This is a genomic window from Niastella sp. sgz303648 (genome assembly GCF_059587045.1).
Genome location: NZ_JCAPSW010000015.1, coordinates 132295 through 155780 on the forward strand (window position 1 = coordinate 132295; position 23486 = coordinate 155780).

The window sequence follows — 23486 nt, forward strand, 5'->3', positions numbered from 1 at the left end:
GGTTTTAACATTCAACACATTATGAAAAAAGTTTGGTTTATTGCCTCTATTTTCTCAGCTACATGCAGTTTTTCGCAGGTAAACATCATTCCCCAACCGGCCGAATTACAAATGCCGGCAACAGCAGGCACGTTTGTTATTACAGCCAAAACGCCGATCATTCTCGAAGGTTCGGGGCTCGACAATTCAGCGAATTTTCTGAATGAATACCTGCAACAATTGTACGGATTCAAATTGCCCATTAAGAAAAAAGCAAGTGCCGAAAGGGGCATTCATTTGAACTATGAACGGATGGATTATCCGATACCCGGCGCTTACAATATGGAAGTAAACGCAAAAGGCGTGTATATTGCCGGCGACAATGAAACAGGTGATTTTTACGGCGTACAAACTTTGCTGCAATTATTGCCTGTTGAAAAATCAAAGTCATTATCCATTCCCTATGTTACCATCAAAGATTTTCCCCGCTTTCAATACAGAGGTTTGCACCTCGATGTAGGACGCCATTTCTTTCCTGCAAGCTTTGTAAAACGGTATATCGATTACATCGCCCTGCACAAAATGAATTACTTTCACTGGCATTTAACAGAAGACCAGGGCTGGCGTATTGAAATAAAGAAATATCCCAGCCTTACCACAAAAGGCGCCTGGCGCAACGGTACCATCATAGGCCGCTATCCCGGTACCGGTAACGACAGCATTCATTATGGCGGCTTCTACACACAAAAAGAAGTAAAGGAAATTGTGGCTTACGCAGCCAAACGCTATATCACTATTATTCCTGAAATTGAAATGCCCGGGCACTCGTCTGCCGCACTCACCGCCTATCCGTATCTCGGCTGCACCGGAGGCCCTTATAAAGTACAGGAAACATGGGGCGTGTTCAATGATGTATTCTGCGCAGGGAACGATTCGGTTTTCACCTTCCTGCAAAATGTACTGGATGAAGTGATTCCTTTATTCCCTTCGAAATATGTTCATATCGGCGGTGATGAATGCCCGAAAGAAAGCTGGAAAAAATGTCCCAAATGTCAGAAAAGAATGGCCGATAACCACCTGAAAGATGAACATGAGCTGCAAAGCTATTTTGTACAGCGCATGGAAAAATATATCAACGGGAAAGGTAAAATATTAATAGGCTGGGATGAAATTCTCGAAGGCGGACTGGCCCCCAATGCCGTTGTTATGAGCTGGCGCGGTGAACAGGGTGGCATTGATGCTGCCAAACAAAATCACGATGTGATTATGACGCCGGGCAATTATGTTTACTTCGATCATTCACAATCCCAAAAAGAAGATTCTGTTACCATCGGCGGTTATACATCGGTAAAACAAACCTACAGCTACGAACCTGTTCCCAAAGAATTAGGTGAAACAGAGGCCAATCATGTTTTAGGCGCGCAGGGCAACGTATGGAGCGAATACATGGGCAATACCCAAAAAGTTGAATACATGATCTTCCCGCGTATAAGCGCCCTGAGCGAAGCTTTATGGAGCCCGAAAGCCAAACGCGACTGGACCAGCTTCGAAACCCGCCTGCAAACACAGGTTAAGCGCTACGATCTGTGGGGAGCGAATTATAATAAGATGTTTGAGTAATACAGAATAAGTTATAAGTAATAAGTAAGAAAAGTCCGGAAGAAGTTAAAAGCTGCTTCCGGACTTTTTGTTTTAAGATCCCCTTAATCGTCTTTTGCCACTATCTACTGCCTATTGCCCACTGCCTACTGCCTACTTATTACTTAAAACTTATTACTTACTTAAAAAGCTGCCCCTTTCGGAACAGCTTTCTTATAGCTCTGAGGACTCGAAATATTATTTACAATTGCCCATCGCCTATTCACCTATTTATCCCACCATACACGCGACGTCATCTTATCGCCATTGTTCAAATCAGCAACAGCAGTTTTCAGATTAGCTGCATTTACAGCAGCTTCATTTAACGGATAGGTAAAGCGGCGTGGAATAGTGGCATTGGTTACATTGCCGAAATAATTCACCGGTGTTAATACCGGATAACCGCTTCTGCGCCAGTTGGCCCATGCTTCGTATTCATCCATAAAAGTAGCAATCCAGTATTGCGTATTGATCTGTTGTAAACCGGTTGCAGAACTATACGGATGAGCTGTCAGATAAGTAGTTGCATCTGTAGCAGCAAGGGCAGGACTTGCCCCGGTTTGATTCAGTTGCAATATGGCTGCCTTTACACCATTGTTGTAATAAGTGGCAGCAGTTGTTCCTGTAATATAGCCACGCTCGGCAGCTTCAGCCAGCAATAACGCGGTTTCGGAATAAGTAAGCAAAAAAGAAGGTGCGTCTTTACGGGAAAAGGTGGTGCGATTAACGATTGAATATTGGTTTTGATCGCCGGGCCAGTTGGGAGCTGTGGAAATATCGGTAGCGCCGCCACCTAAATCATATCCATTCGGTTGACCCAACTGAATTGAAGGATCGTTATCTCCTTTATTCGTTGCATCTGAAGGATCGGTAGCCACTGTTGCAATATGCTGCAGCCGGGGATCGCTGGTATTTTTCAGGTAATCAATAAAAGTTTTGCTGATACGGGTAGCATTGGCGTCAACCACATCCAATACCCATCCATTGCCGTTGGTTACCGGGTACCAGTCAAGCGCTTCATGTTGAACAAGCGCATTATCGGTATTATCGGCCATCACACCACCGGCTACAGCTATTTGCACCCATGATTTTGCTTTATCGGGAGCAACTTTGGTCATACGCATTGCCAGCCGCACCATTTCGCTATAGGCAAATTTTTTCCATTTGGCAACATCACCGCCATACATCAAATCGGCCGCACCTACCGTATTCGCAGCTGAAGCATTCAGCTTTCCGGCCGCATCTTTTAATTCATTCAGCATATCGGCATATATATCTTCCTGTTTATCATATTTGGGCTGCTTAATGCCTGAAATATATCCCTGTCCGGCTTCAGTATACGGACAATCGCCATACTGATCGGTGATTCGCTGAAACATAAACACCTTAAATATCCTGGCTATATTATACAGGTTTGCCTGCGTGGCATCTTTTGCAGTATTTGTTGTTACCTCTACAATGTTTTTAATGCTGTTGGGATAATTGGCATCCCAGTAGGCCGAATTAAACCCTGCATTATAGGTATACTTATCGCCCGACCAATAACCGGCCGTAGACGACAGGTGCTGCATCATGCACGCCCCGTATATAAGATTATTACGCCAATCTTCATACGCATTACCATCGCTATTGCCTGAGGTTACCAGCTGGGCCGATGAAAACAGGTAATTGTAATTCACCTGGGTTGCTGAAAGTTTAGTTGGATCGGTATTGATGCTTTCGAAATTTTTGTCGCAGCCCGCCATCATAACCGAACAACAGATAGCTATATATGATATATATTTCATTGTCAGTAGTATTTAATTGAATAACAAATCAGAATTTGACATTGAGGTTTAAACCGAGATTCCTTTGAGCCGGGTAACCCGATAATTCAAGTCCCTGGCCATTGGTGGTGTTCAGGTTCGATTCAGGGTCAATATTCGGAACATGTTTTAACAGTATTGCCACATTGCGGGCTACCAGCGATACACTTAAGCCTTTAACAAAACTGTTTTTTAATACCGATGCAGGCAGTGTATAATTAAATGATATGGAACGAAGCTTTATAAAGCTGGCATCGTATACAAATTCTTCCGTTACGTGATTGGCGCCTGCTGCAATGCCCTGAAAATAGATCTGTGACGGTACGCTTACCGTATTGGGATGATTATCCTCAGTTACCCCTTTGCCAACATATCCTCCTTCCCTGCCCTGCAGTGTATTTTTGTGCAATCCATTCTCATACAGCAGCAGGTTAGTGCCTGAATACATTTTGGCGCCAAATTTAAAATCAACCAAAAACGACAGGGCAAAGTTTTTGTATCGCAGGTCGTTATTAAAACCGCCGGTTGTTTTATAAACACCGCTTCCCAGAGGCACAACATCATCGCTGCGCAGGGGAAAACCATCGGCGCCGTAAATGACCTGTCCGCCCGAATTGCGTTTGTATGCATAACCCGATATCTGGGCAAAAGGCAATCCAACTATATTTTTAATACTAACTCCATCGCCCCAGCGTGGAATAGCGCCGCCTACAACAATTTCTTTGGTGCCTTCGCCTAATGCCAGCACTTTATTATCATTCAGTGCAACGTTGAAAGAAGTATTCCAGGTAAAATGACCCGTTTTATACGGTGTGGCTGTTAATAACATTTCAATACCACGGTTGCGCAATTGTCCGATGTTTACTACATCACCTGAGTAGCCTGTTGTAGGACTGATGGTAGCAGCAAGGATATCATCGGTTGTTTTTTTATTGTACACAGCCACATCAAGACCGAGCCGGTTGTTCAGGAACTGGATATTCAAACCAATTTCCTGCTCTTTAATGTTAACGGGTTTTAATGAATTGTTCGGAATGTCTGATTGGGTAACCTGTCCCAGCGGCAGGCCGCCAATGGTATATGTTTGCAGCATATAGGAAAGTTTATTCCTGTAAGGTGCAGTACCATTTGAAGATTGGGCATAAGAAGCTCTTAACTTCCCAAAGCTGATCCAGGAAGGCAACCTCATTACATCAGAAAAAACAAAACTGGTGCTTACAGAAGGATACAATACATTATCAGAATTAATATTGAGGGTAGAAAACCAGTCGTTACGCGCAGTAAGCGTAAGAAAGAGAAAATCTTTATAGGCCAGATCGGCATTGCCGTAAATTGAGTTCACCCTGTAATGCGCATAATTGTATACAAAAGGTCTTTGTGCAATATTGCTGGGGCTATAAACATAGGGAACAATAAAAGGTCCTGCATTTAGTATACCCGATTGTTTCCATACATTATCCTGGCTATTGCCACCCACATTGGCGCGAAAGCTCAGATCACCGATTTTTTTATTGGCCTCCAGCATAAAGTTCCCGTTCAGTTCATGATAGTCTACTGTATACTGGGTAAGCGATCCGCCGGTATTATAACCTGTTCCGGTAGGAACAACATTTGTTACATCAAAAATGTATCCGTCGCGTGTTACCTGCCCCTGCATCGAGAGCCAGTCGGTTAAACTGTATTTTAATGTGAGGCCGCTGGTTAAGCGATTACGACGGGTAGCGTTTTCAAAACGATATGCTACAAAATATGGATTGTTGAAATAGATATCGGTACCCGGCAGCAATTCAGATTTATCTGCATTTACCTGAGGCTTCAACCACCGGATGTCAAATGAATTGGCGAGGTTCATCGCAGTGGCTATTACGTTGCCCGGTGCATCTGAAAAAGATACGCGGTTCTTTACCTGTTCAAAAACATAATTGGCCGAAAGGGTGAATTGCAGCTTTGGTGTTACGGCATACGTGCTGTTAAAATTTATCCCCTGCTGCTTCATGTTCGAATTGGGTATTACGGTGCCCATGTACAAATTCGATAAGCCAAGTCTGAAATGACCTTTATCGTTTCCACCGGTAAGCGCTACAGAGCTTTGATTGGTTAAACCGGTTTTGAAAAAGCTTTTGAAATTGTCTTTGGCAGGAAGATAAGCATAGGTATTACCCAGAAAATTAACGGCCTGTGAACCATCGAGCTTTGCGCCCCAGCTATAATACGGAGCCGCCTGCGCTGCAGCAGCTGTAGTTGGTTTTACACCCTGAAGGCCCTGGCCGTATTCGTACTGATAATCTCTTTCATCTATCACCTTGTTCAAAGTGAAGTTATTATTGAGTTCAAGGCCAATGCCTTTATTACGTGTGCCCGATTTTGTAGTAATTAATATGGCGCCGTTACCACCACGGTAACCATACAGGGCCGATGCAGCCACGCCTTTCAATACCTGTATGCTTTCAATATCATCGGGGTTAATGGTAGATAAGCCATCTCCAAAATCCTGTCCGCCCCATTGACCTGCGCTACCCTGGTTGCTGTTATCGAAGGGAATACCATCTATAACATATAAGGGCTGGTTATTACCGGCGAGCGAAGCATTACCCCTGATCACGATGCGGCTGCTGCCCGAGGGGCCTGTAGCGGTTCCGGCTACGTTTACACCGGCCACCTGGCCAGTTAATGCATTACCGATATTGGTTTCGCGTGCCTGTGTAAATTTCGACCCGTCTACTTCGGTTGTTGAATAACCAACGGCCCGTTTTTCTTTTTTAATACCGAGGGCGGTCACTACAACTTCATTCATTTGTCCGCTTACAAGCGACATCGTTATGCTGATAGCCTGATTGTCGATGACTTTTACTTCGCGGGTTACAAATCCTACCGAAGAAAATACCAACACATCGCCTTTATTTGCTTCAATTGAAAAAGTGCCTGATGAATTGGTAGCTGTTCCTTTTTTTGTGCCTTTGATAATTACAGTAACACCGGCTATAGGGCTGCCGCTGCTATCGGTTACTTTACCGGCTATAATTTCACCAAAATTATACGACACATTGAAATTGCCCGTTTCGGTTTTTGTATCGGGAATTGTACTTCCGTTATCAGCCGGTGTTTTTGATTCGGCAAGAATAACAAACGTATTATCCTTTAATTTTTTAAACCGCAAGCCTGAGTTGCCAAGCACCTGTTTTAAAATGGTTTCAACATCGGCTTTAGTGTTCTGAATTGGATTTACGAGGGTGTTTTTGATAGAAGGATCGGAAAAAAGAAAATACACATCACGACTTTTATTAAGCTCCTTTAACACTTTGTACAGTGTAGGGGCTTTGTCGCTTTTTTGCGTTGGCGTACCGGGCTTATGCTGTTTAACAGGGGTATTGAAGGCATAGGAATCCTGTGCCTTTACAAGGGTAAAGCAAATCAATTGCATACCCGCCAAACAACATAGCAGTTTTGATCCAATGTTGACTTTTTTGATCATAATAACAGCTTTGAGGTATTTCAGTTTTGGTTATGTTTAGGTCGGTTTCTTAAACTCTCATAAAAGACATGAATTGTATATAAAGACACACCAAATCACCTGAAGGCATAGTTCGCCCTCAAAAAACCAATACAACATGACATAACTTTCCTGCCGGCCGAAAAACCGCCGTCGACGAAATGTTACAGGTTTGGTTTAAAGTGCTTTGATTTAATAACTAATAACAATGGTACTATCGCTGCGCTTCACACGAAAATCGGTAGTTGCTTCCAGCGCCTGAAGCAATATATCAAGGTTGTCGTTAGGCAAAATTGCGGTGATTACGGTATTACCAATCTCCTCGTCATCAAGCTGAATGGTTACTCCATAGTGATCTTTGATCTGTTGCAGCACTTCGCGTAAAGGGGTATCTTCGAACTGCAGTTTTTTATCGCGCCAGGCCAGCACATCTTCTTCCTGTGCGGTTTTCTTTTGGGGCTGCTGATTGTTAAACTCTACAAAATCGCCGGGTTTCATGTAAATCGTATCGCCATGGCGTGTATGAATGGTAACACTGCCTTCGGTAAGCAATACATTTGCTTTGTTGTCGCGATTTACAATATTGAACTGGGTACCGGTTACTATTACATCAAATTCAGTGGTGTGCACCACAAACCGCTTATGATCGGGCTTTTTGGAAACATGAAAAAAGGCTTCACCTTTTAACCAAACTTCACGGGGGGTATCTTTCGACCAGTTTTTTGAGTAAGAAATTTCACTGTTGGCATTCAGCATCACGGTCGATCCGTCGGGCAGGTTGCGTTGTGTAATTTGCCCGTACGCAGTGTGCATCGAGGCGGGCGAATTTAACATACGCCACATCGTTATACCCGACACAGCCAGTACCAGAACTGCTGCCGCCGCCCACATTATTTTGCGCAGCCTCATTTTTACAACATGATGTTCCTTTTCTTTTTCGGCCCTTACACTGGCAAGCAATCGCTGTTCGGCCAGTTCAGCAATATGCGGCGCCAATTCTTTTTCAACAATGGAAAGATCATCCATATACAGCTTTGCTTCATTTACCAGCTCCATCTGTTCAGGATGGGCCAGCAGCCACTGTTCCCACTGCTGCAGCTTTTCATTGCCGGCATTAAAATACCAACACTGAAAATGCTCATCAGCTATTATGTCCTCTACGTATACAAAATGTTTTTCCATATTTAAGCCGGTTTCCGCCTACATGTATTCAATAATCGGGTTTTGTACCTCTTTTTTTGTAATTTTTTTTTGATACCGGCTGATTTTTATGATTTTTACATACCGGTCACATGAACGTATTTCATCAAATGAATGAATTCCAACCAAATAAGCTGCTACCCGAATCAGAACAGGCGTTTGCATACTGGCAGGCGTTTACCGAAGGCAACGAAGAAGCCCTTGGATCGTTGTTCAGGCTGTATTATACACAACTGTATAAATACGGTAATAAGATATGCCCCAACACCATTATTCTTGAAGATTGCATACAGGAGCTGTTTTTACAGCTATGGCAAAAAAAGACGCCGGCGCCGGTTACATCGGTCAAAGCATATTTGCTAAAAGCCTTAAAATACAAACTGTTAAAGGCGATGCAACAAAAAAGCAACAAGCCCGTTGAAGATTCAGATGCGTTTGAAATAAGCCACGAACATTTTTTAATAAACCGCCAGCATGATGAAGAAAAAGTAAAAAAGGTGATCGATGCGCTGGCACTATTAACCGACCGGCAGAAAGAGATCATCTACCTTAAATTTTACCAGAACCTTAGTTATGAAGAAGTAAGCGAAATAATGAACATTAGTTACCAAACCGCCCGTAATCTGTTGCACAAAGGCGTATCTGCTATGAAAAAGATTATTTTGCAGTCATATTGTTTTTGTTTTGTTATGATTTAAATGGTTTGATAGTAAACTATCCAACCATCTCCCAGAGCCTTGTTCCCTGCTTTTTATTGCTTTTTTTCCTTTTCCTACAGTACAAAATCTCAATTTGCTACACAATTCTGTTACACAATCGTTTGACATTATTTTTTCTATGGAAACGATAGGAAATAGCTTTAATTTCGCGCAACTTTAAAACAGATTTATATGACCATGGTTGATTCGTTCGAGAAGATACCTGTACGTATTTACTCCGATCAGAAAGAAGGTTCCAAATTTGTAGCAAGTGAAATAGCCGAGTTAATCCGCAGCAAACAAGCGGCCGGCTTATCCTGCGTTTTAGGCCTGGCCACCGGTTCAACTCCAAGGTCGATGTACGCCGAGCTGGTACGATTACACAAAGAAGAAGGATTGAGCTTTAAAAATGTAATCACTTTTAATCTGGATGAATATTATCCGATCGAAAATGATGCATTACAAAGTTATAATCGCTTTATGCATGTTCATTTGTTTGACCATATTGATATCGATCCGAAAAACATACATATCCCCAACGGAGAAATTCCGAAAGAAAAAATCAAAGCACATTGTTTCGAGTACGAGCGCCTTATTGAAGAAGCAGGCGGCATTGATATGCAGGTATTGGGTATAGGTAATAACGGACATATCGGTTTTAACGAACCTGGTTCAAGCATATACTCACGCACACGGCTGGTTACGTTAGATAACTCAACACGTATTGCCAATTCGCATGAGTTTGCCAATTTCTCAGAAGTTCCCCGTCTTGCCATTACCATGGGCATCAGCACCATTTTAAAGGCGAAGAAAATTATGTTGATGGCCTGGGGGCCTGCCAAAGCTGCTGTTGTTCAAAAATCAGCAGAAGATAATATCACCGAACAAATACCGGCTTCATTATTACAACAACACAACGACAGCTTGTTTGTACTGGATGAAGTAGCGGCTTCCGAACTTACCCGCTTTAAATCGCCCTGGCTCACCGGCGATTGCGAATGGACACCCCATATGATCCGCAAAGCGGTGGTGAATATGGCGCTGAAAGTAAACAAACCATTGTTAAGTTTAACGAATATCGATTACCGTGATAACGGTTTGGGCGACCTGCTGGTTGAAAAAGGCGATGCCTACGAAATTAACCTGCAGGTGTATTACCAACTGCGCGACAGCATCACAGGATGGCCCGGCGGCAAACCCGATTTGCACCTGCCCAATCATCCTGAACGCACCAAACCTTATCCCAAACGTTGTGTTATCTTTTCTCCGCACCCCGACGATGATATTATTTCAATGGGTGGCACTTTTCAACGTTTGCACGATCAGGGGCACGATGTACATGTTGCCTATCAAACTTCGGGCAACATTGCCGTTACCGATGAGTTTGTAACACGTTTCATGGATTTTGCCGTTGGCTTTGAAGATATGTTTGGGGTAGACAGCAAAAAGTCGACAGCCATACTGGACCAGGCCCGTCAGTACCTGCGGTTTAAAAAATCGAATCAGATAGATACCCCTGAAATCAGATCGGTAAAGGGTTTGATTCGCCGTTGTGAAGCAAAGGCCACCTGCCGTTACGTGGGTATTAAAGATGAGAACATTCACTATCAGAATCTTCCCTTTTATGAAACCGGCACCATTGAAAAGAAGCCGATGGGAGAAGAAGATGTACTAATGACCATTGAGTTATTACGTAAAATAAAACCTCACCAGATCTATTGCGCAGGCGACCTGGCCGATCCGCATGGAACCCATAAGGTTTGTCTGGATATTGTTTTTGAATCATTACGCCGTATCAAAAAGGCCGGTGATGAATGGATAAATGATTGCTGGGTATGGTTATACAAAGGCGCATGGCAGGAATGGGACCTGAGCGAAATTGAAATGGCCATACCAATGAGTCCCGACCAGGTATTGAAAAAGCGCTTTGGTATATTTATACACCAGTCGCAAAAAGATATGGTTCCCTTCCAGGGAAGCGATAGCCGCGAGTTCTGGCAAAGAGCCGAAGACCGGAACGCCAATACAGCCAACCTGTATGCCCAGTTAGGTCTTACCAAATATGCCGCCATGGAAGCGTTTGTACGCTGGCACTTTTAATCTGTTACAGGTTACAAGTTTCAGGTTACAGGGTTCAGAACATGATCAGGTTCATAAAATGTTAAGGTAATAGCTTCAACTATTACCTTTTTTTATTATCTGCATTTACCTGCCCTATTTAATCTTGTAACCTGTAACCTGAAACCTGTTACCGGAAGCTGCGCCACACATTGAGGTAAAAGCATTCCCCCTACCTCAATATGTCCTCAATAGTTTGCTTTTCGGGCAATTGTGTAAACACATACACCGGTATTTCGTCTGTTCGATAGTTTTCCCGAAGGCTTTTAAGATAATTTATAAATCGTTCGGGCCTATTATTGGCGTAAACGATAATGATATCGGGTAACCTTCTATCGAGGATATGTAAAAGCTGCTGAAAATCTTCCACACAATCAAGATCAACAGGAACAGATGCATGTTGTAATAATTGCTTCATTGGCAACACCTTCTCTGCATGATCGTAAAACAATACAATATACCTGGATTTCGCCTGCATACTTACTGTTTTTGGTATAAGAATAATCTAAAAATAGTATTCCATCATTGCGATTTTGATTGTATTTTCGGTAAGTTATTTGTTAAAAAGTATGGCTATTTATTGAGTAAAAAAAGCGTTGTAAAGATTTTGTGAAAAATTCCGCTTTTTGCTGAGATCGGGTTAAAAAAAATCATATATGAACTTTTCTAATCAGTATCCAACACATGTTTTATTAGCCGAGGATGACGATGAGGATTATCTGATTTTTTCGCTTGCCATAGAAGAGCTTTCCTTCAAAGTAATACTCTCGAGGGCCGAAAATGGTGATATTCTCTTAAAATTGCTGGATGAAAAAAATCCTGATATAGTTTTCCTTGACCTGCTGATGCCCTGCAAAGACGGCCGTCAATGCCTGAAAGAGATCAGGTCAAACAGCAAGTATGATGCTATACCCATTATAGTGTATACGTCGCTGAGCGATCTGCAGAATATTGAGTTTTGTTACCGGGAAGGTTCGAACTTATATGCCATTAAGCCACATACCTTAACCGAGTTAAAAACAATCCTTGAAAAAATATTTTCCATCGATTGGAAAAAGGTATTGTACTTCCCTCCTCGTTCGTCATTCGTATTAAACCCACAATAAAACTACAAACCCGAAACACTTCCTATTTTTTCACAGTCTCCGGCATTGTAGCAGTATTGCCCGTCTCGGGCAACGTTTCGACAGTGGGTTGATGTACGGGCAATGAAATAATGAAGGTTGATCCCTTGTTCACTTTGCTTTGCACCGAAATAAAACCGTTGTGTTTTTCAACGATCTTTTTACAAAGGGTAAGACCAATGCCGGTGCCTTCAAATTCACTATGCACATGCAGGCGCCTGAACATGTCAAATATTTGTTCGGCATAAACCTGGTCGAAGCCTATGCCATTATCCTGCACATAAATGCGGCAGTATTTTATCGGTTCTTTATTCGAAGTGGTGGCAGAAATAATTTCAGAGCGGATATTGATTACCGGGGGATCGTCTTTTTTACAGTATTTAAGCGCATTACTGATCAGGTTTTCAAAAAGCGGCCGCATCAAACCGGGATTAACATCAATAAAAGGCAGCTCCTGCACTTCAATGCGCGCTTTTTTGATTTGAATGGTAGCATCCAGCTCATCAAGCACTTCCTGCACTATAAGGTTCAGGTTGAAGTTAATAAAAGTATCTTTTTCGTTATTGATGCGCGAAAAGGCCAGTATGTCGCTGATGAGCGTTTGCATGCGAACGGCCGCATTTTGTATGCGGGTAATATAATTTACGGCAGCCGAATCGAGCGATTCCTGATACTTTACAAACAACAGGTCGCTGAACGTGCGGATCTTTCGCAGTGGTTCCTGCAGGTCGTGTGAAGCCATGAAAGCAAAACGGTCAAGATCGCGGTTGGCCGATTCGAGCAGGGCAATATTTTCAAGCAACTGGCGGTTCAGCTCTTTCACCCGCTCTTCCGAAGCTTTGCGGTCGTTGATTTCCATTTCAAGGTTCTTGTTGATCACCTTCAACCGTTTTTCCTGTTCTATCAGGCGATGATTTTTGCGGTATAGGTCAACCAGCACCCCTACTTTGGCACGCAGCAGATCGGGATTTACGGGTTTATAAATGTAATCTACCGCCCCCATGCTGTAGCCTTTATAAATGTTTTCTTCACCATAATTATTGGCGGTGATGAAGATGATCGGAATATGTTTCAGCTTCTCTCTTTCATAAATCAGGGCGGCGGTTTCAAAACCATTCAGGTTAGGCATTTTCACATCCATCAAAATAAGCGCAAAGTCTATTTCAGTCAGCAATATCTTCAATGCCTGACGGCCCGAATTTGCTTTTGCAAAAAGATAGTCATCGGGAGCCAGGATGGCTTCCATAGACATTAGGTTATCTTCCCTGTCATCTACCAAAAGAATTTTTGGACGCATTCTCGTTACGGTTTAGCGTTACGCTTAACGCTTAAGGCCTAACGCTTAACGCCATAGCCCCGCAAGGACAGCGTTAAGCGTTCCGCGTTTTGCGTTTCGCATTTACATATAACTTATTACTTACAACTTACTTATAGAACCAAACCCGCATTAATGACAAAAGTTGATCGATTTTCAACGGTTTGGTAATGTAATCCGATGCGCCGGCCTCGATGCATTTTTGCCGGTCGCCTTTCATGGCTTTGGCTGTTACAGCAATAATGGGTAGCAAACTGTTCTTATGCTCACGCCTGATCTTTTGCGTGGTTTCGTACCCATCCATTTCGGGCATCATAATATCCATCAGCACCATATCTATCCTGGGTGTGTCTTCCCGTATAATATTGATGGCATCTTTACCACTTTCGGCCGTAATCACATTCATATTATACCGTTCAAACACCGTGGTCAGCGCAAACAGGTTACGCACATCATCGTCTACCACCAGTATGTTTTTGCCGGTTAAAATATCCTCTTTCTTCCTGATATTTTCAATCAGTTTTCGTTTTTCAGCCGGCAGGTCCCTGTGATTGATATGCAGGTGCAATACTGTTTCCTCAAGCAAATGCTCAAGTGAATTTACCCCTTTTAAAAGAATTTTACTCGATACATTATTCAATTGCTGCAATTCTTTTTTACTGAAATCACGGGCCGAATAAACGATCACCGGCGTTAGCCTGGGCTTTTTCTCCGAAACCTGGTTCACCAGTTCCTGTCCCTGCAAATCGGGTAATGTATAATCCAGTATAATGCAATCAAAATCTTTACTGTTTATTTCATGCATGGCTTTCTCGCCTGTTTCGGCCAGCGTTACTTCCATATTGTCGCTGCTCAGCATTTTTACAATCTGCGATGAATCAACTTCGTTATCTTCTACCACGAGTATTCGTTTCACATCTTTTTTGCTGAATGAAATAATATCATCGAACAGGTCGCTCAGTGATTCATTATCGAGTGGTTTTAAGCGGAAGCTGCGGGCGCCGCGCTTGAGAGCCAGGCTGCGGTTCTCTTCGCCCGAGATCAGATGAACAGGAATATGCCGGTAGCTGAGGTCGTTGCGCAACAACTCCATTACTTTCCATCCGCTGGTATCGGGCAACTTTACATCGAGCGTTATAGCAATCGGCATGAACCGGTTTATAAAATCAAACACTTCAATGTAATTGGTGGCCACAATTGCCTTTAATCCGTACTGGTGCGCTTTTTCGATGATGATCTTTCCAAACCTGATATCATCTTCAACGATCAGTATCGATTTTTCGTTGGGCTGTATATTGTTGCGGTCATCACCCGTATCGTTGATCATTTCGTTTACAATATGCAAGCCTGCTGTTTCATTCGCATCGCCCGACGATACCCTGATGGCATTCAATAACGTATCAATTTCGCCGCTATCGGTACCCAGCTGATACTGAAATTCCGAAAGACTGGCAGGCGCTTCGCGGGTTACAACACCCGATACATTATCTATAGGCAGGAACAATGTGAAGATACTACCCTGCGTTGGCTGGCTTTCGAGCTCGATGGTTCCTCCCAGCAGTTCGGTCAAACCACGACTGATTGATAATCCCAAACCGGTTCCACCATATTTACGGCTGGTACTTCCTTCGGCCTGTTGAAAGGCTTCGAAGATGATACTTTGTTTTTCGAGCGGAATACCAATACCAGTATCACTGATAGCAAATGCCACCACGCGTTGGGCATTGTCGAGACTTGCATTACCGGGTTTCCAGTTTTTATGGGCTTCATATATCTTGAGTTTCACTTCACCTTTTTCGGTAAACTTGAACGAGTTCGACAACAGGTTCTTTAATATCTGGTTCAGTCGCTGAATATCGGTTTCCATGGTTTCGGGCAACCTTGTATCTGTTTCAATGGTAAAGCGCAGATGGCGGGCTTCTGAAATCGGTTTAAATGTAGTTTCAACAAAGGAGGTGATTTCATAAAAGCGCACCGGCGAAATATTGGCGGTAATAAATCCCGATTCGATCTTCGACAGATCAAGAATATCATTGATCAGCTGTATAAGGTCGTCGCCGCAGGAGTGAATGGTTTTGGCATACCGTATTTGTTTTTCCGACAAATTGCCTTCGGCATTTTCGTACAACTGTTGCGCAAGAATAAGCAGGCTGTTCAGCGGCGTACGCAACTCGTGCGACATGTTGGCCAAAAATTCTGATTTATACTTTGAGGTCAATGTTAACTGTTCGGCTTTTTCTTCGAGCGACTTGCGGGCTTCTTCCACTTCCTTGTTCTTGGCTTCCACTTCATTTTTTTGTTTTACCAGCAGCAAGGCTTTATCCTGCAATTCGTCGTTCGTTCTGCGCAATTCTTCCTGCTGTATCTTCAGCTCACTGGCCAGCGACTGCGATTGCGCCAGCAGTTCTTCGGTACGTGTATTGGCCTCGATGGTGTTCAACACAATACCGATACTTTCGGTAAGCTGACTTAAGAAGTCGAGGTGGGTTTGACTGAACGTATCGAGCGAAGCCAGTTCAATAACCGCTTTTACGTTGTTTTCGAACAATACCGGCAAAATGATCACATTGGCGGGTTTTGCTTTACCCAGCGCCGAACTGATTCGTATGTAGTTGGCCGGTACATTGGTTAAAATGATACGTTCTTTTTCAAAGGCCACCTGCCCTACCAAACCTTCGCCGATGCTGAATTCGGTTTGAAAGTTTTTATCTGATTTGTATCCGTAGGCGGCAAACAGGTTCAGTTTTACATTTTGCGTATCCTCATCCTGTTTAAGAATATAAAAGGCGCCGAAGTGAGCGCTTACCACACGCGCCAGCTCAGATAATATTTTTTGTGTAACTGTTTTCAGATCGCGCTGGCCCTGCAGCATCTGACCAAATTTGGCCAGGTTCGATTTCAGCCAGTCCTGTTCCTGGTTACGCAGCGTGGTTTCGCGCAGGTTGGTGATCATCTGGTTGATGGTATCTTTCAACGCTTCCACCTCACCTTTTGCTTCAACCCGAATGGTTCGCGTAAGGTCGCCTTTGGTTACGGCCGAGGCCACTTCCGAAATAGAGCGCACCTGTGTGGTCAGGTTCTGCGCCAGCTGGTTCACGTTTTCGGTAAGGTTCTTCCATATACCGCTCGCGCCCGGCACACTGGCCTGTCCGCCCAGCCGGCCTTCAACCCCTACTTCACGGGCCACGGTCGTTACCTGATCGGCAAAGGTGGCGAGGGTATCGATCATTTCGTTGATGGTATCGATCAGCTGCGACACTTCGCCGCGCGATACAATGGTAAGTTTTTGTTTCAGGTTACCGGTTGCCACGGCAGTTACCACTTTGGCAATACCGCGCACCTGGTTGGTAAGGTTACTGGCCATCATGTTCACACTATCGGTTAAGTCTTTCCAGGTTCCGGCCACCCCTCTTACTTCGGCCTGTCCGCCGAGTTTACCTTCGGTACCTACTTCACGCGCCACACGCGTTACTTCAGATGCGAAGCCGCGTAACTGGTCCACCATGGTGTTGATGGTATTTTTCAGATCCAGGATCTCGCCTTTAACGTCAATGGCTACTGTTTTCGACAGGTCGCCGCTGGCCACGGCCTTGGTTACTTCGGCAATGTTACGCACCTGTGCAGTAAGGTTACCGGTCATCTGGTTCACCGAATCGGTAAGGTCTTTCCAGGTTCCGGCAACACCCGGCACAAACGCCTGTCCGCCGAGTTTACCATCGGTACCTACTTCACGGGCCACGCGCGTTACTTCCGATGCAAAGGCACGCAGCTGGTCAACCATCGTGTTCAGCGTTTCTTTCAACTGCAGGATCTCACCCCGAACATCAACCGTAATTTTTTTCGACATGTCGCCATTGGCCACTGCAATGGCCACTTCGGCAATGTTACGCACCTGAACAGTAAGGTTACCGGCCATCTGGTTTACCGAGTCGGTCAAATCTTTCCAGGTTCCCGCAACACCCGGTACGTTCGCCTGTCCGCCCAGTTTACCTTCGGTACCTACTTCACGCGCCACACGCGTTACTTCCGAAGCAAAACCGCGTAACTGGTCAACCATGGTGTTGATGGTATTTTTCAATTCAAGAATTTCTCCTTTTACGTTCACATCGATCTTGCGGCTTAAGTCGCCATTGGCCACCGCCGTTGTTACCTCGGCAATGTTGCGCACCTGTGAGGTAAGGTTACTGGCCATTTTATTTACGCTATCGTTCAGGTCTTTCCAGGTTCCGGCAACGCCCGGTACATCGGCCTGACCGCCCAGCTTACCTTCCGATCCCACTTCACGCGCCACGCGCGTTACTTCCGAGGCAAAGCCATTCAGCTGATCCACCATGGTGTTGATGGTGTTTTTCAGCTCAAGAATTTCTCCGCGCACATCCACGGTGATCTTACGGCTAAGGTCACCCTTTGCCACGGCAGTGGTTACCTCGGCAATATTACGCACCTGGTTGGTAAGGTTGCTGGCCATCATGTTTACCGAGTCGGTAAGGTCCTTCCAGGTTCCGGCAACACCGCGTACTTCCGCCTGTCCGCCCAGTTTACCTTCCGATCCCACTTCACGCGCCACACGCGTTACTTCCGATGCAAAGCCGCGCAACTGATCCACCATGGTATTGATGGTGTTTTTCAATTCAAGGATCTCGCCTTTTACATCCACATCGATCTTGCGGCTAAGGTCGCCATTGGCCACCGCTGTGGTTACCTCGGCAATGTTGCGCACCTGCGAGGTAAGGTTACTGGCCATTTTATTTACACTATCTGTTAAGTCTTTCCAGGTTCCGCCAACGCCCGGTACGTCGGCCTGTCCGCCCAGCTTACCCTCCGATCCTACTTCACGCGCCACACGCGTTACTTCCGAACCAAACGAGTTCAGCTGGTCAACCATCGTGTTGATGGTATTTTTCAATTCAAGAATTTCTCCTTTTACATCCACGGTGATCTTACGGCTAAGGTCACCCTTTGCCACGGCCGTTGTTACTTCGGCAATGTTTCGCACCTGCCCGGTAAGATTACTGGCCATACCGTTTACCGAGTCGGTCAAATCCTTCCAGGTTCCGGCAACGCCTTTTACCTGTGCCTGTCCGCCGAGTTTTCCTTCGGTACCTACTTCGAGCGCCACACGCGTCACTTCCGAAGAAAATGAGTTCAGCTGGTCAACCATGGTATTGATGGTGTTCTTCAACTCAAGAATTTCGCCTCTTACATCCACGGTGATCTTACGGCTAAGGTCACCCTTTGCTACGGCCGTGGTTACTTCGGCGATGTTGCGCACCTGACCGGTAAGGTTGCTGGCCATCTGGTTTACCGAGTCGGTAAGATCTTTCCACACACCCCCAACCCCTTTTACTTTTGCCTGGCCGCCCAGCTTTCCTTCTGACCCCACTTCACGCGCCACGCGCGTTACTTCGGCCGAGAATGAGTTGAGCTGGTCAACCATGGTATTGATGGTATTTTTCAACTCCGATATTTCTCCTTTTACATCCACGGTGATCTTACGGCTAAGGTCACCCTTTGCCACGGCTGTAGTTACCTCGGCAATGTTACGCACCTGCCCCGTAAGGTTACTCGCCATCTGGTTTACCGAGTCGGTCAAATCTTTCCAGGTTCCGGCAACGCCTTTTACCTGTGCCTGACCGCCGAGCTTTCCTTCGGTACCTACTTCAAGCGCCACACGCGTTACTTCCGAAGAAAACGAGTTCAATTGGTCAACCATCGTATTGATCGTATTCTTCAACTCAAGAATTTCTCCCTTTACATCTACCGTGATCTTTTTCGACAAGTCGCCTTTTGCCACCGCTGTGGTCACCTCGGCAATGTTGCGCACCTGGCCGGTAAGGTTGCTGGCCATCTGGTTTACCGAGTCGGTAAGATCTTTCCATACGCCGCCTACGCCTTTTACTTTTGCCTGGCCGCCGAGCTTACCTTCGGACCCTACTTCACGGGCCACACGTGTTACCTCCATCGAAAACAGGTTCAGCTGTTTCACCATGTCGTTCACCTCTTTGGCAATGGTGGCAAATTCGCCCTGCAGCACATGGCCGCCGATCTCGAGCGGCATTTCTTTCGACAAATTACCTTTGGCCACCGAACTAATTACATCGGCGATTTCGATGGTAGGATGCACCAGGTCACTGATGAGTATATTGAGCGACTCAACGCCTGTACGCCAGGCGCCGCGTGCATTTGGCAATTCAATACGCTGGTTCAGCTTACCCTGTTTACCGATGGTATTACCGGCACGGGTAAACTCCATCATCATTTTTTCGTTTAACGAAATGATCTCATTCAGCGTATCGCATATTTTTCCGCTGATACCTACCTGATCAATAGGCATGCGTACACTAAAATTTCCGTTTTTTACCTGGGTCAATACATGCAACAACTCGCGGGTATCCAAAATTCCCGATAAATGGCGTAGATGCGAAGCCTCCCCATCATCGCCATTCAATATTGGTTGTTTCTTTTTCGGAGGCGCCTGTTTGCCATTTGCAGACTTAATGGGCTGTGAAGCACTTTGACGGGCAGAAGAAGTTTTACCGGGTTTTGAGCGCGCCATAATCAGGAGTTTTAATCGTTAAATACGTTTTTGAAAAACAGGTCGTTTTCGGTTAGGGATGCCGACTGACAAAACAACTTACATCGACCTGCATTATTAACCTCGGACTGTATAATGATTCTATACAGTCTTTCAAACAACGTTCCGATTTTTGACAGGCAATTCATACGGCGTTAAGTTAGTTTTAGCTTATAGATACTTGATAAAATTCCATTATATATTCCCCAGACTGATCGCACAACCCCAAAATGGGTAACCCTTTACCCACACATTAGTTGGAAATCATATTTTTAAGAGAATATTTTAATATTTAATTATCAAGCCATGTGCATGCGCAGGGTGCTAAACTGGCAGTATAATTTTCATCCTTTTTTGTGATGCAGAACTGGCCGTATGGAACTTTGTAAGAAGAAAAACAGGCCCCGATGATGGGTCTGCAATTGACATAACCTCATAACGGATCTGATGTAATTTGGAAGATGTTCGCCTGCTGATCGCCATCGATAATAATATCCTGAAAAGAAGGCATCCATTGAAAGCCGGCTTCTTCGGCAATGCCATTCCGTTCTATATCTTTTTTGGGGACAACCCAGAATAATCTTTTTACTTCGGCAAATGACAAAAAATAAGCGATGCAGGCCTGCATGATTTGTACGGTTACTGCAGGATGCGATGCTACTATTGGCATAACCGGTACGTATATTCTGAAATCGCCTTCTGTGGGGTACAACGGTTTATTCTGCTCTTCTTCGAGCATGCGGTACACTTCGATTTGCCCAATCGGAATGGTATCGTTCAGCAAAATCATAAATGCCTGTGCATAGGTGCTTTCGCCTAACAGTATGAAAAAAACGCGCAGCTGATCAACCGGCAATTTTGCGGGATACCCGTCGGTAAGCCAGCCGTGAATGGCGTCGATATCGCAATTGGAGTGAGTTGAAACCGGTCGTAAGCTGATGGCATGTTGCAAATTCAGTTGCTTACGCCAAACAACGGGTTGTTCATTTCGGGCATCGAGCGATTGACAAAGCAGGTTGGGGTGCAGGGTGGTCATATAAGATAAGATCGAATGATTTCTTAAAATAAACTATTTTTTGGCGGCAGCTAAAAAATGAGCGACAGTTTTTTAAAAAAATCATACAGATCATGGGCGTCAAAAGAGGCAAAGGGTACGGATAAAGGAAATAAATAACTATGGAAATTCACAGGAGGCGGAAATCGAAAACGAAGCAAAAAACAAGTTCCTGCACCTGGCGTATTGCCTATTGCTTTTTGCCTATTGCCTATTGCCTGCTTTCATCACGGCATCACTACAATCTTCTTTTCCTCAATTCTGAAATGAATGCCGGCATATTCAAGCATATTTAAAACAGCAGAAAAATTTTCAGTTCTCGGGATGGAGCCGGTAAACTTATAATCAGGAATTTTTCCCTCATAGCCAATTTCGATATTATACCAGCGGCCAAGCATTCGCATGATCGTTTTTATATCTGCATTTTTAAATGAGTGTAAACCATTTTTCCACGCAATGGCTATTTCAGTATCAACGCCATCAACTACTTTTATCGAATCGCTGGTCAACTCTTTTGTTACTACAGGTATTTGCGCCTGTTGCCCCGCGGTTAATTGTTTTGTACGGCTGGCTTCGGCATCGGGCAAAAAAGAACCTGCAGAAGCATCATCAAATACAAACACTTTTATTTTACCTTTCAGCAATGTGGTTTTGATGGCATCTTCATCGTGATACGCGTTGATGTTGAACTCAGTTCCCAGCACCTCTACTTCAACCGCACGGCCACCCGAAGGCGAATTGATCGACACCACAAAGGGAACATGCGCTCCCTTTACAGGACTTACCTCAAAATAAGCTTCACCGGTTATGGCTACCCTTCTTACGTTACCGGAAAAATGTGTTGGGTATTTTATCGATGAGGCGGCGTTTAACCATACTTTGCTGCCATCGGGTAATACGAGGCGATATTGTCCGCCAACAGGCGTGCTTAATATATTCCAGTTATTCAGCGATTGATTGCCGGATTGTTCAATACCGGTTGACGATTCGTATTTCAATTCGCCGTTTTTTAATTTAACAATCCGGGTATTATTTTCTTCGGCAACCGTACCGGTTGATGCATAGTCGAGATTAATAACAGAACCGTTGGCAAGCGTAAGGGTTGCCTTGTTTCCACCGGGCGGAATATTGATTTTTGCCGGCAGGTGTTTTTCGTTTGCCCCTTTCTGTAACTGGTCTGCGATCACGATCAGGTAAGTGAGTGCTGCGATAATGAGCATAACGGCAGCCGCCACATAAAAACTCCACCGGCGAAAAAAAGGACGTGGCTTTACCCTGGCCACCGTTTGCTCACTTATTTTTTGCCACCAGCCCTGCTTATCTACCTGTTTCATCAGCAACAGATCGGCAAGCAGACGCTCTTCACTATTAATGTGCTCATACACACGTTTGTACGAAGGGTGCTTTGCTACCAGATCATTCAATTGCCGGGTTTCGCTTTCTGTAATTTCCTGCCTTAATTGTTTCAACAGCAATGCTGTTAACTCATCCGCTTCAGTAGTGTTCAATAATTGTAATTCAGTTTCCATGTAGCAATTGCCTGATATAACTATAGAAACAATTTTGGGTTGCTTTTCCTTTACGCAATCGGGAAAAATTCCCGGTGATTTCGCAGGAAGGTGGTACGGATGCAAGCAGATATTTTCTCATATCTGACCTGCTCTCTTTTTTTCTTTTCTCTTTTAGCGCTTAGCTACATTTTGAGGGTATTATCGGTCATCACCAGAAAGCATAACAGCACCGAAAGCATTCCTTTTTTTAATAAGTTGGTGCGAATTAACTGAATGGCTTTGGCCCGTTGTACCCAAACGGTATTGATTGAAATACCGAGCAGTTGGGCTATTTCATCGGCAGAACGCCGTTCGTAGTAGATAAGTTTAAATATTTCTTTACACCGTTGCGGTAACTGTTCAATTTCATATTCAACCTCGCGCAACACTTCGGCATGCACCATATGACTAAGCACATGATCATCGGTTGTATCCTGAATCCAGGCCAGATCATTTTTTGAAGCAGTCTGGCGTTGCGAAAAGCGCAGGTAATTTAAACAGGCATTACGGGTAGTCACGTATAAAAACGCTTTTATATTCGGCAGCGTTTCAAACGATTCATGCCGGTTTAACAATTTTATAAAACTGTCGGCGGCAATGTCTTCTCCTTCTGCATCGTTATCGACCAATCGTTTTGCAAAAAAACACAAACTGGGAAAAAACATATCGTACACAGCTCTGAACGCATGTGAATTCCCTCTCTTAAATTCCTGTAAAAGAGATTTATCCTGAAAATGATGTTTCATTCCTCAAAATGCTTGTTACCCCGTCCCCGGCAGCAGGGGGTTTTGTATTTATTAGGCTTTTGTTATAGCTTGGTTATGTTCAACCGTGTATTACCTTAACCATCACCTATATTCGCAATTATACATCCAAAGTCAGCTGTTCATCAGGCAGCCATAATACCCGCTCGCGGTATAACGGGCGAATATCGAATATTA

At 44.4% G+C, this 23486-nt stretch carries 13 protein-coding genes; 4 read left to right on the forward strand and 9 right to left on the reverse strand.

Annotated features, from left to right (window positions below; translation table 11 throughout):
• The first annotated feature begins 21 nt into the window (after positions 1-21).
• Positions 22-1599, forward strand: a complete 1578-nt coding sequence (locus tag AC59IL_RS31060; protein WP_496556143.1) for a beta-N-acetylhexosaminidase — start codon at positions 22-24, stop codon at positions 1597-1599.
• A 245-nt stretch (positions 1600-1844) separates the two neighbouring features.
• Here the strand turns inward: AC59IL_RS31060 and AC59IL_RS31065 are convergent, their stop codons facing one another.
• From AC59IL_RS31065 to AC59IL_RS31075, 3 genes are all read right to left on the reverse strand, one after another.
• Positions 1845-3404 (reverse strand): SusD/RagB family nutrient-binding outer membrane lipoprotein, encoded by a 1560-nt coding sequence (locus AC59IL_RS31065; RefSeq protein ID WP_496556144.1) that lies wholly within the window; start codon positions 3402-3404, stop codon positions 1845-1847.
• Between the two features lie 28 nt (positions 3405-3432).
• Positions 3433-6894: a SusC/RagA family TonB-linked outer membrane protein gene (locus AC59IL_RS31070; RefSeq protein WP_496556145.1), complete on the reverse strand. Its 3462-nt coding sequence runs from the start codon at positions 6892-6894 to the stop codon at positions 3433-3435.
• A 210-nt stretch (positions 6895-7104) separates the two neighbouring features.
• Positions 7105-8094 (reverse strand): FecR family protein, encoded by a 990-nt coding sequence (locus tag AC59IL_RS31075; RefSeq protein ID WP_496556146.1) that lies wholly within the window; start codon positions 8092-8094, stop codon positions 7105-7107.
• Between the two features lie 110 nt (positions 8095-8204).
• Here AC59IL_RS31075 and AC59IL_RS31080 point away from each other — a divergent pair, with 110 nt between their 5' ends.
• Both AC59IL_RS31080 and nagB read left to right on the forward strand, forming a co-directional pair.
• Positions 8205-8810 carry an RNA polymerase sigma factor gene (locus AC59IL_RS31080; protein ID WP_496556147.1) on the forward strand — a complete coding sequence of 202 codons (606 nt, stop codon included), beginning with the start codon at positions 8205-8207 and terminating at the stop codon, positions 8808-8810.
• 192 nt (positions 8811-9002) lie between these two features.
• Positions 9003-10910 (forward strand): glucosamine-6-phosphate deaminase, encoded by a 1908-nt coding sequence (gene nagB, locus AC59IL_RS31085; protein ID WP_496556148.1) that lies wholly within the window; start codon positions 9003-9005, stop codon positions 10908-10910.
• Positions 10911-11100: 190 nt separating this feature from the next.
• Here the strand turns inward: nagB and AC59IL_RS31090 are convergent, their stop codons facing one another.
• Positions 11101-11406 (reverse strand): hypothetical protein, encoded by a 306-nt coding sequence (locus tag AC59IL_RS31090; protein ID WP_496556149.1) that lies wholly within the window; start codon positions 11404-11406, stop codon positions 11101-11103.
• A gap of 178 nt (positions 11407-11584) precedes the next feature.
• Here AC59IL_RS31090 and AC59IL_RS31095 point away from each other — a divergent pair, with 178 nt between their 5' ends.
• Positions 11585-12034: a response regulator gene (locus AC59IL_RS31095; RefSeq protein WP_496556150.1), complete on the forward strand. Its 450-nt coding sequence runs from the start codon at positions 11585-11587 to the stop codon at positions 12032-12034.
• Between the two features lie 22 nt (positions 12035-12056).
• Here AC59IL_RS31095 and AC59IL_RS31100 read toward each other — a convergent pair whose 3' ends face one another.
• From AC59IL_RS31100 to AC59IL_RS31120, 5 genes are all read right to left on the reverse strand, one after another.
• Positions 12057-13349, reverse strand: a complete 1293-nt coding sequence (locus AC59IL_RS31100; protein WP_496556151.1) for a hybrid sensor histidine kinase/response regulator — start codon at positions 13347-13349, stop codon at positions 12057-12059.
• A gap of 127 nt (positions 13350-13476) precedes the next feature.
• Positions 13477-19923 carry a HAMP domain-containing protein gene (locus tag AC59IL_RS31105; protein ID WP_496556152.1) on the reverse strand — a complete coding sequence of 2149 codons (6447 nt, stop codon included), beginning with the start codon at positions 19921-19923 and terminating at the stop codon, positions 13477-13479.
• Between the two features lie 451 nt (positions 19924-20374).
• Positions 20375-20977, reverse strand: a complete 603-nt coding sequence (locus AC59IL_RS31110; RefSeq protein WP_496556153.1) for a hypothetical protein — start codon at positions 20975-20977, stop codon at positions 20375-20377.
• A gap of 245 nt (positions 20978-21222) precedes the next feature.
• On the reverse strand, positions 21223-22524 hold the full coding sequence (locus tag AC59IL_RS31115; protein WP_496556154.1) for a FecR family protein: 1302 nt from the start codon (positions 22522-22524) through the stop codon (positions 21223-21225).
• A gap of 164 nt (positions 22525-22688) precedes the next feature.
• On the reverse strand, positions 22689-23291 hold the full coding sequence (locus AC59IL_RS31120; protein ID WP_496556155.1) for an RNA polymerase sigma factor: 603 nt from the start codon (positions 23289-23291) through the stop codon (positions 22689-22691).
• Positions 23292-23486 lie beyond the last annotated feature (195 nt).

Bases quoted from the DNA above. Each gene is read 5' to 3' on its own strand.
- AC59IL_RS31065 (WP_496556144.1), bottom strand. From the start codon at position 3,404: ATGAAATATATATCATATATAGCTATCTGTTGTTCGGTTATGATGGCG.
- AC59IL_RS31075 (WP_496556146.1), bottom strand. From the start codon at position 8,094: ATGGAAAAACATTTTGTATACGTAGAGGACATAATAGCTGATGAGCAT.
- AC59IL_RS31105 (WP_496556152.1), bottom strand. From the start codon at position 19,923: ATGGCGCGCTCAAAACCCGGTAAAACTTCTTCTGCCCGTCAAAGTGCT.
- AC59IL_RS31100 (WP_496556151.1), bottom strand. From the start codon at position 13,349: ATGCGTCCAAAAATTCTTTTGGTAGATGACAGGGAAGATAACCTAATG.
- AC59IL_RS31110 (WP_496556153.1), bottom strand. From the start codon at position 20,977: ATGACCACCCTGCACCCCAACCTGCTTTGTCAATCGCTCGATGCCCGA.
- AC59IL_RS31070 (WP_496556145.1), bottom strand. From the start codon at position 6,894: ATGATCAAAAAAGTCAACATTGGATCAAAACTGCTATGTTGTTTGGCG.
- AC59IL_RS31080 (WP_496556147.1), top strand. From the start codon at position 8,205: ATGAACGTATTTCATCAAATGAATGAATTCCAACCAAATAAGCTGCTA.
- AC59IL_RS31115 (WP_496556154.1), bottom strand. From the start codon at position 22,524: ATGGAAACTGAATTACAATTATTGAACACTACTGAAGCGGATGAGTTA.
- AC59IL_RS31090 (WP_496556149.1), bottom strand. From the start codon at position 11,406: ATGCAGGCGAAATCCAGGTATATTGTATTGTTTTACGATCATGCAGAG.
- AC59IL_RS31095 (WP_496556150.1), top strand. From the start codon at position 11,585: ATGAACTTTTCTAATCAGTATCCAACACATGTTTTATTAGCCGAGGAT.
- nagB (WP_496556148.1), top strand. From the start codon at position 9,003: ATGACCATGGTTGATTCGTTCGAGAAGATACCTGTACGTATTTACTCC.
- AC59IL_RS31120 (WP_496556155.1), bottom strand. From the start codon at position 23,291: ATGAAACATCATTTTCAGGATAAATCTCTTTTACAGGAATTTAAGAGA.
- AC59IL_RS31060 (WP_496556143.1), top strand. From the start codon at position 22: ATGAAAAAAGTTTGGTTTATTGCCTCTATTTTCTCAGCTACATGCAGT.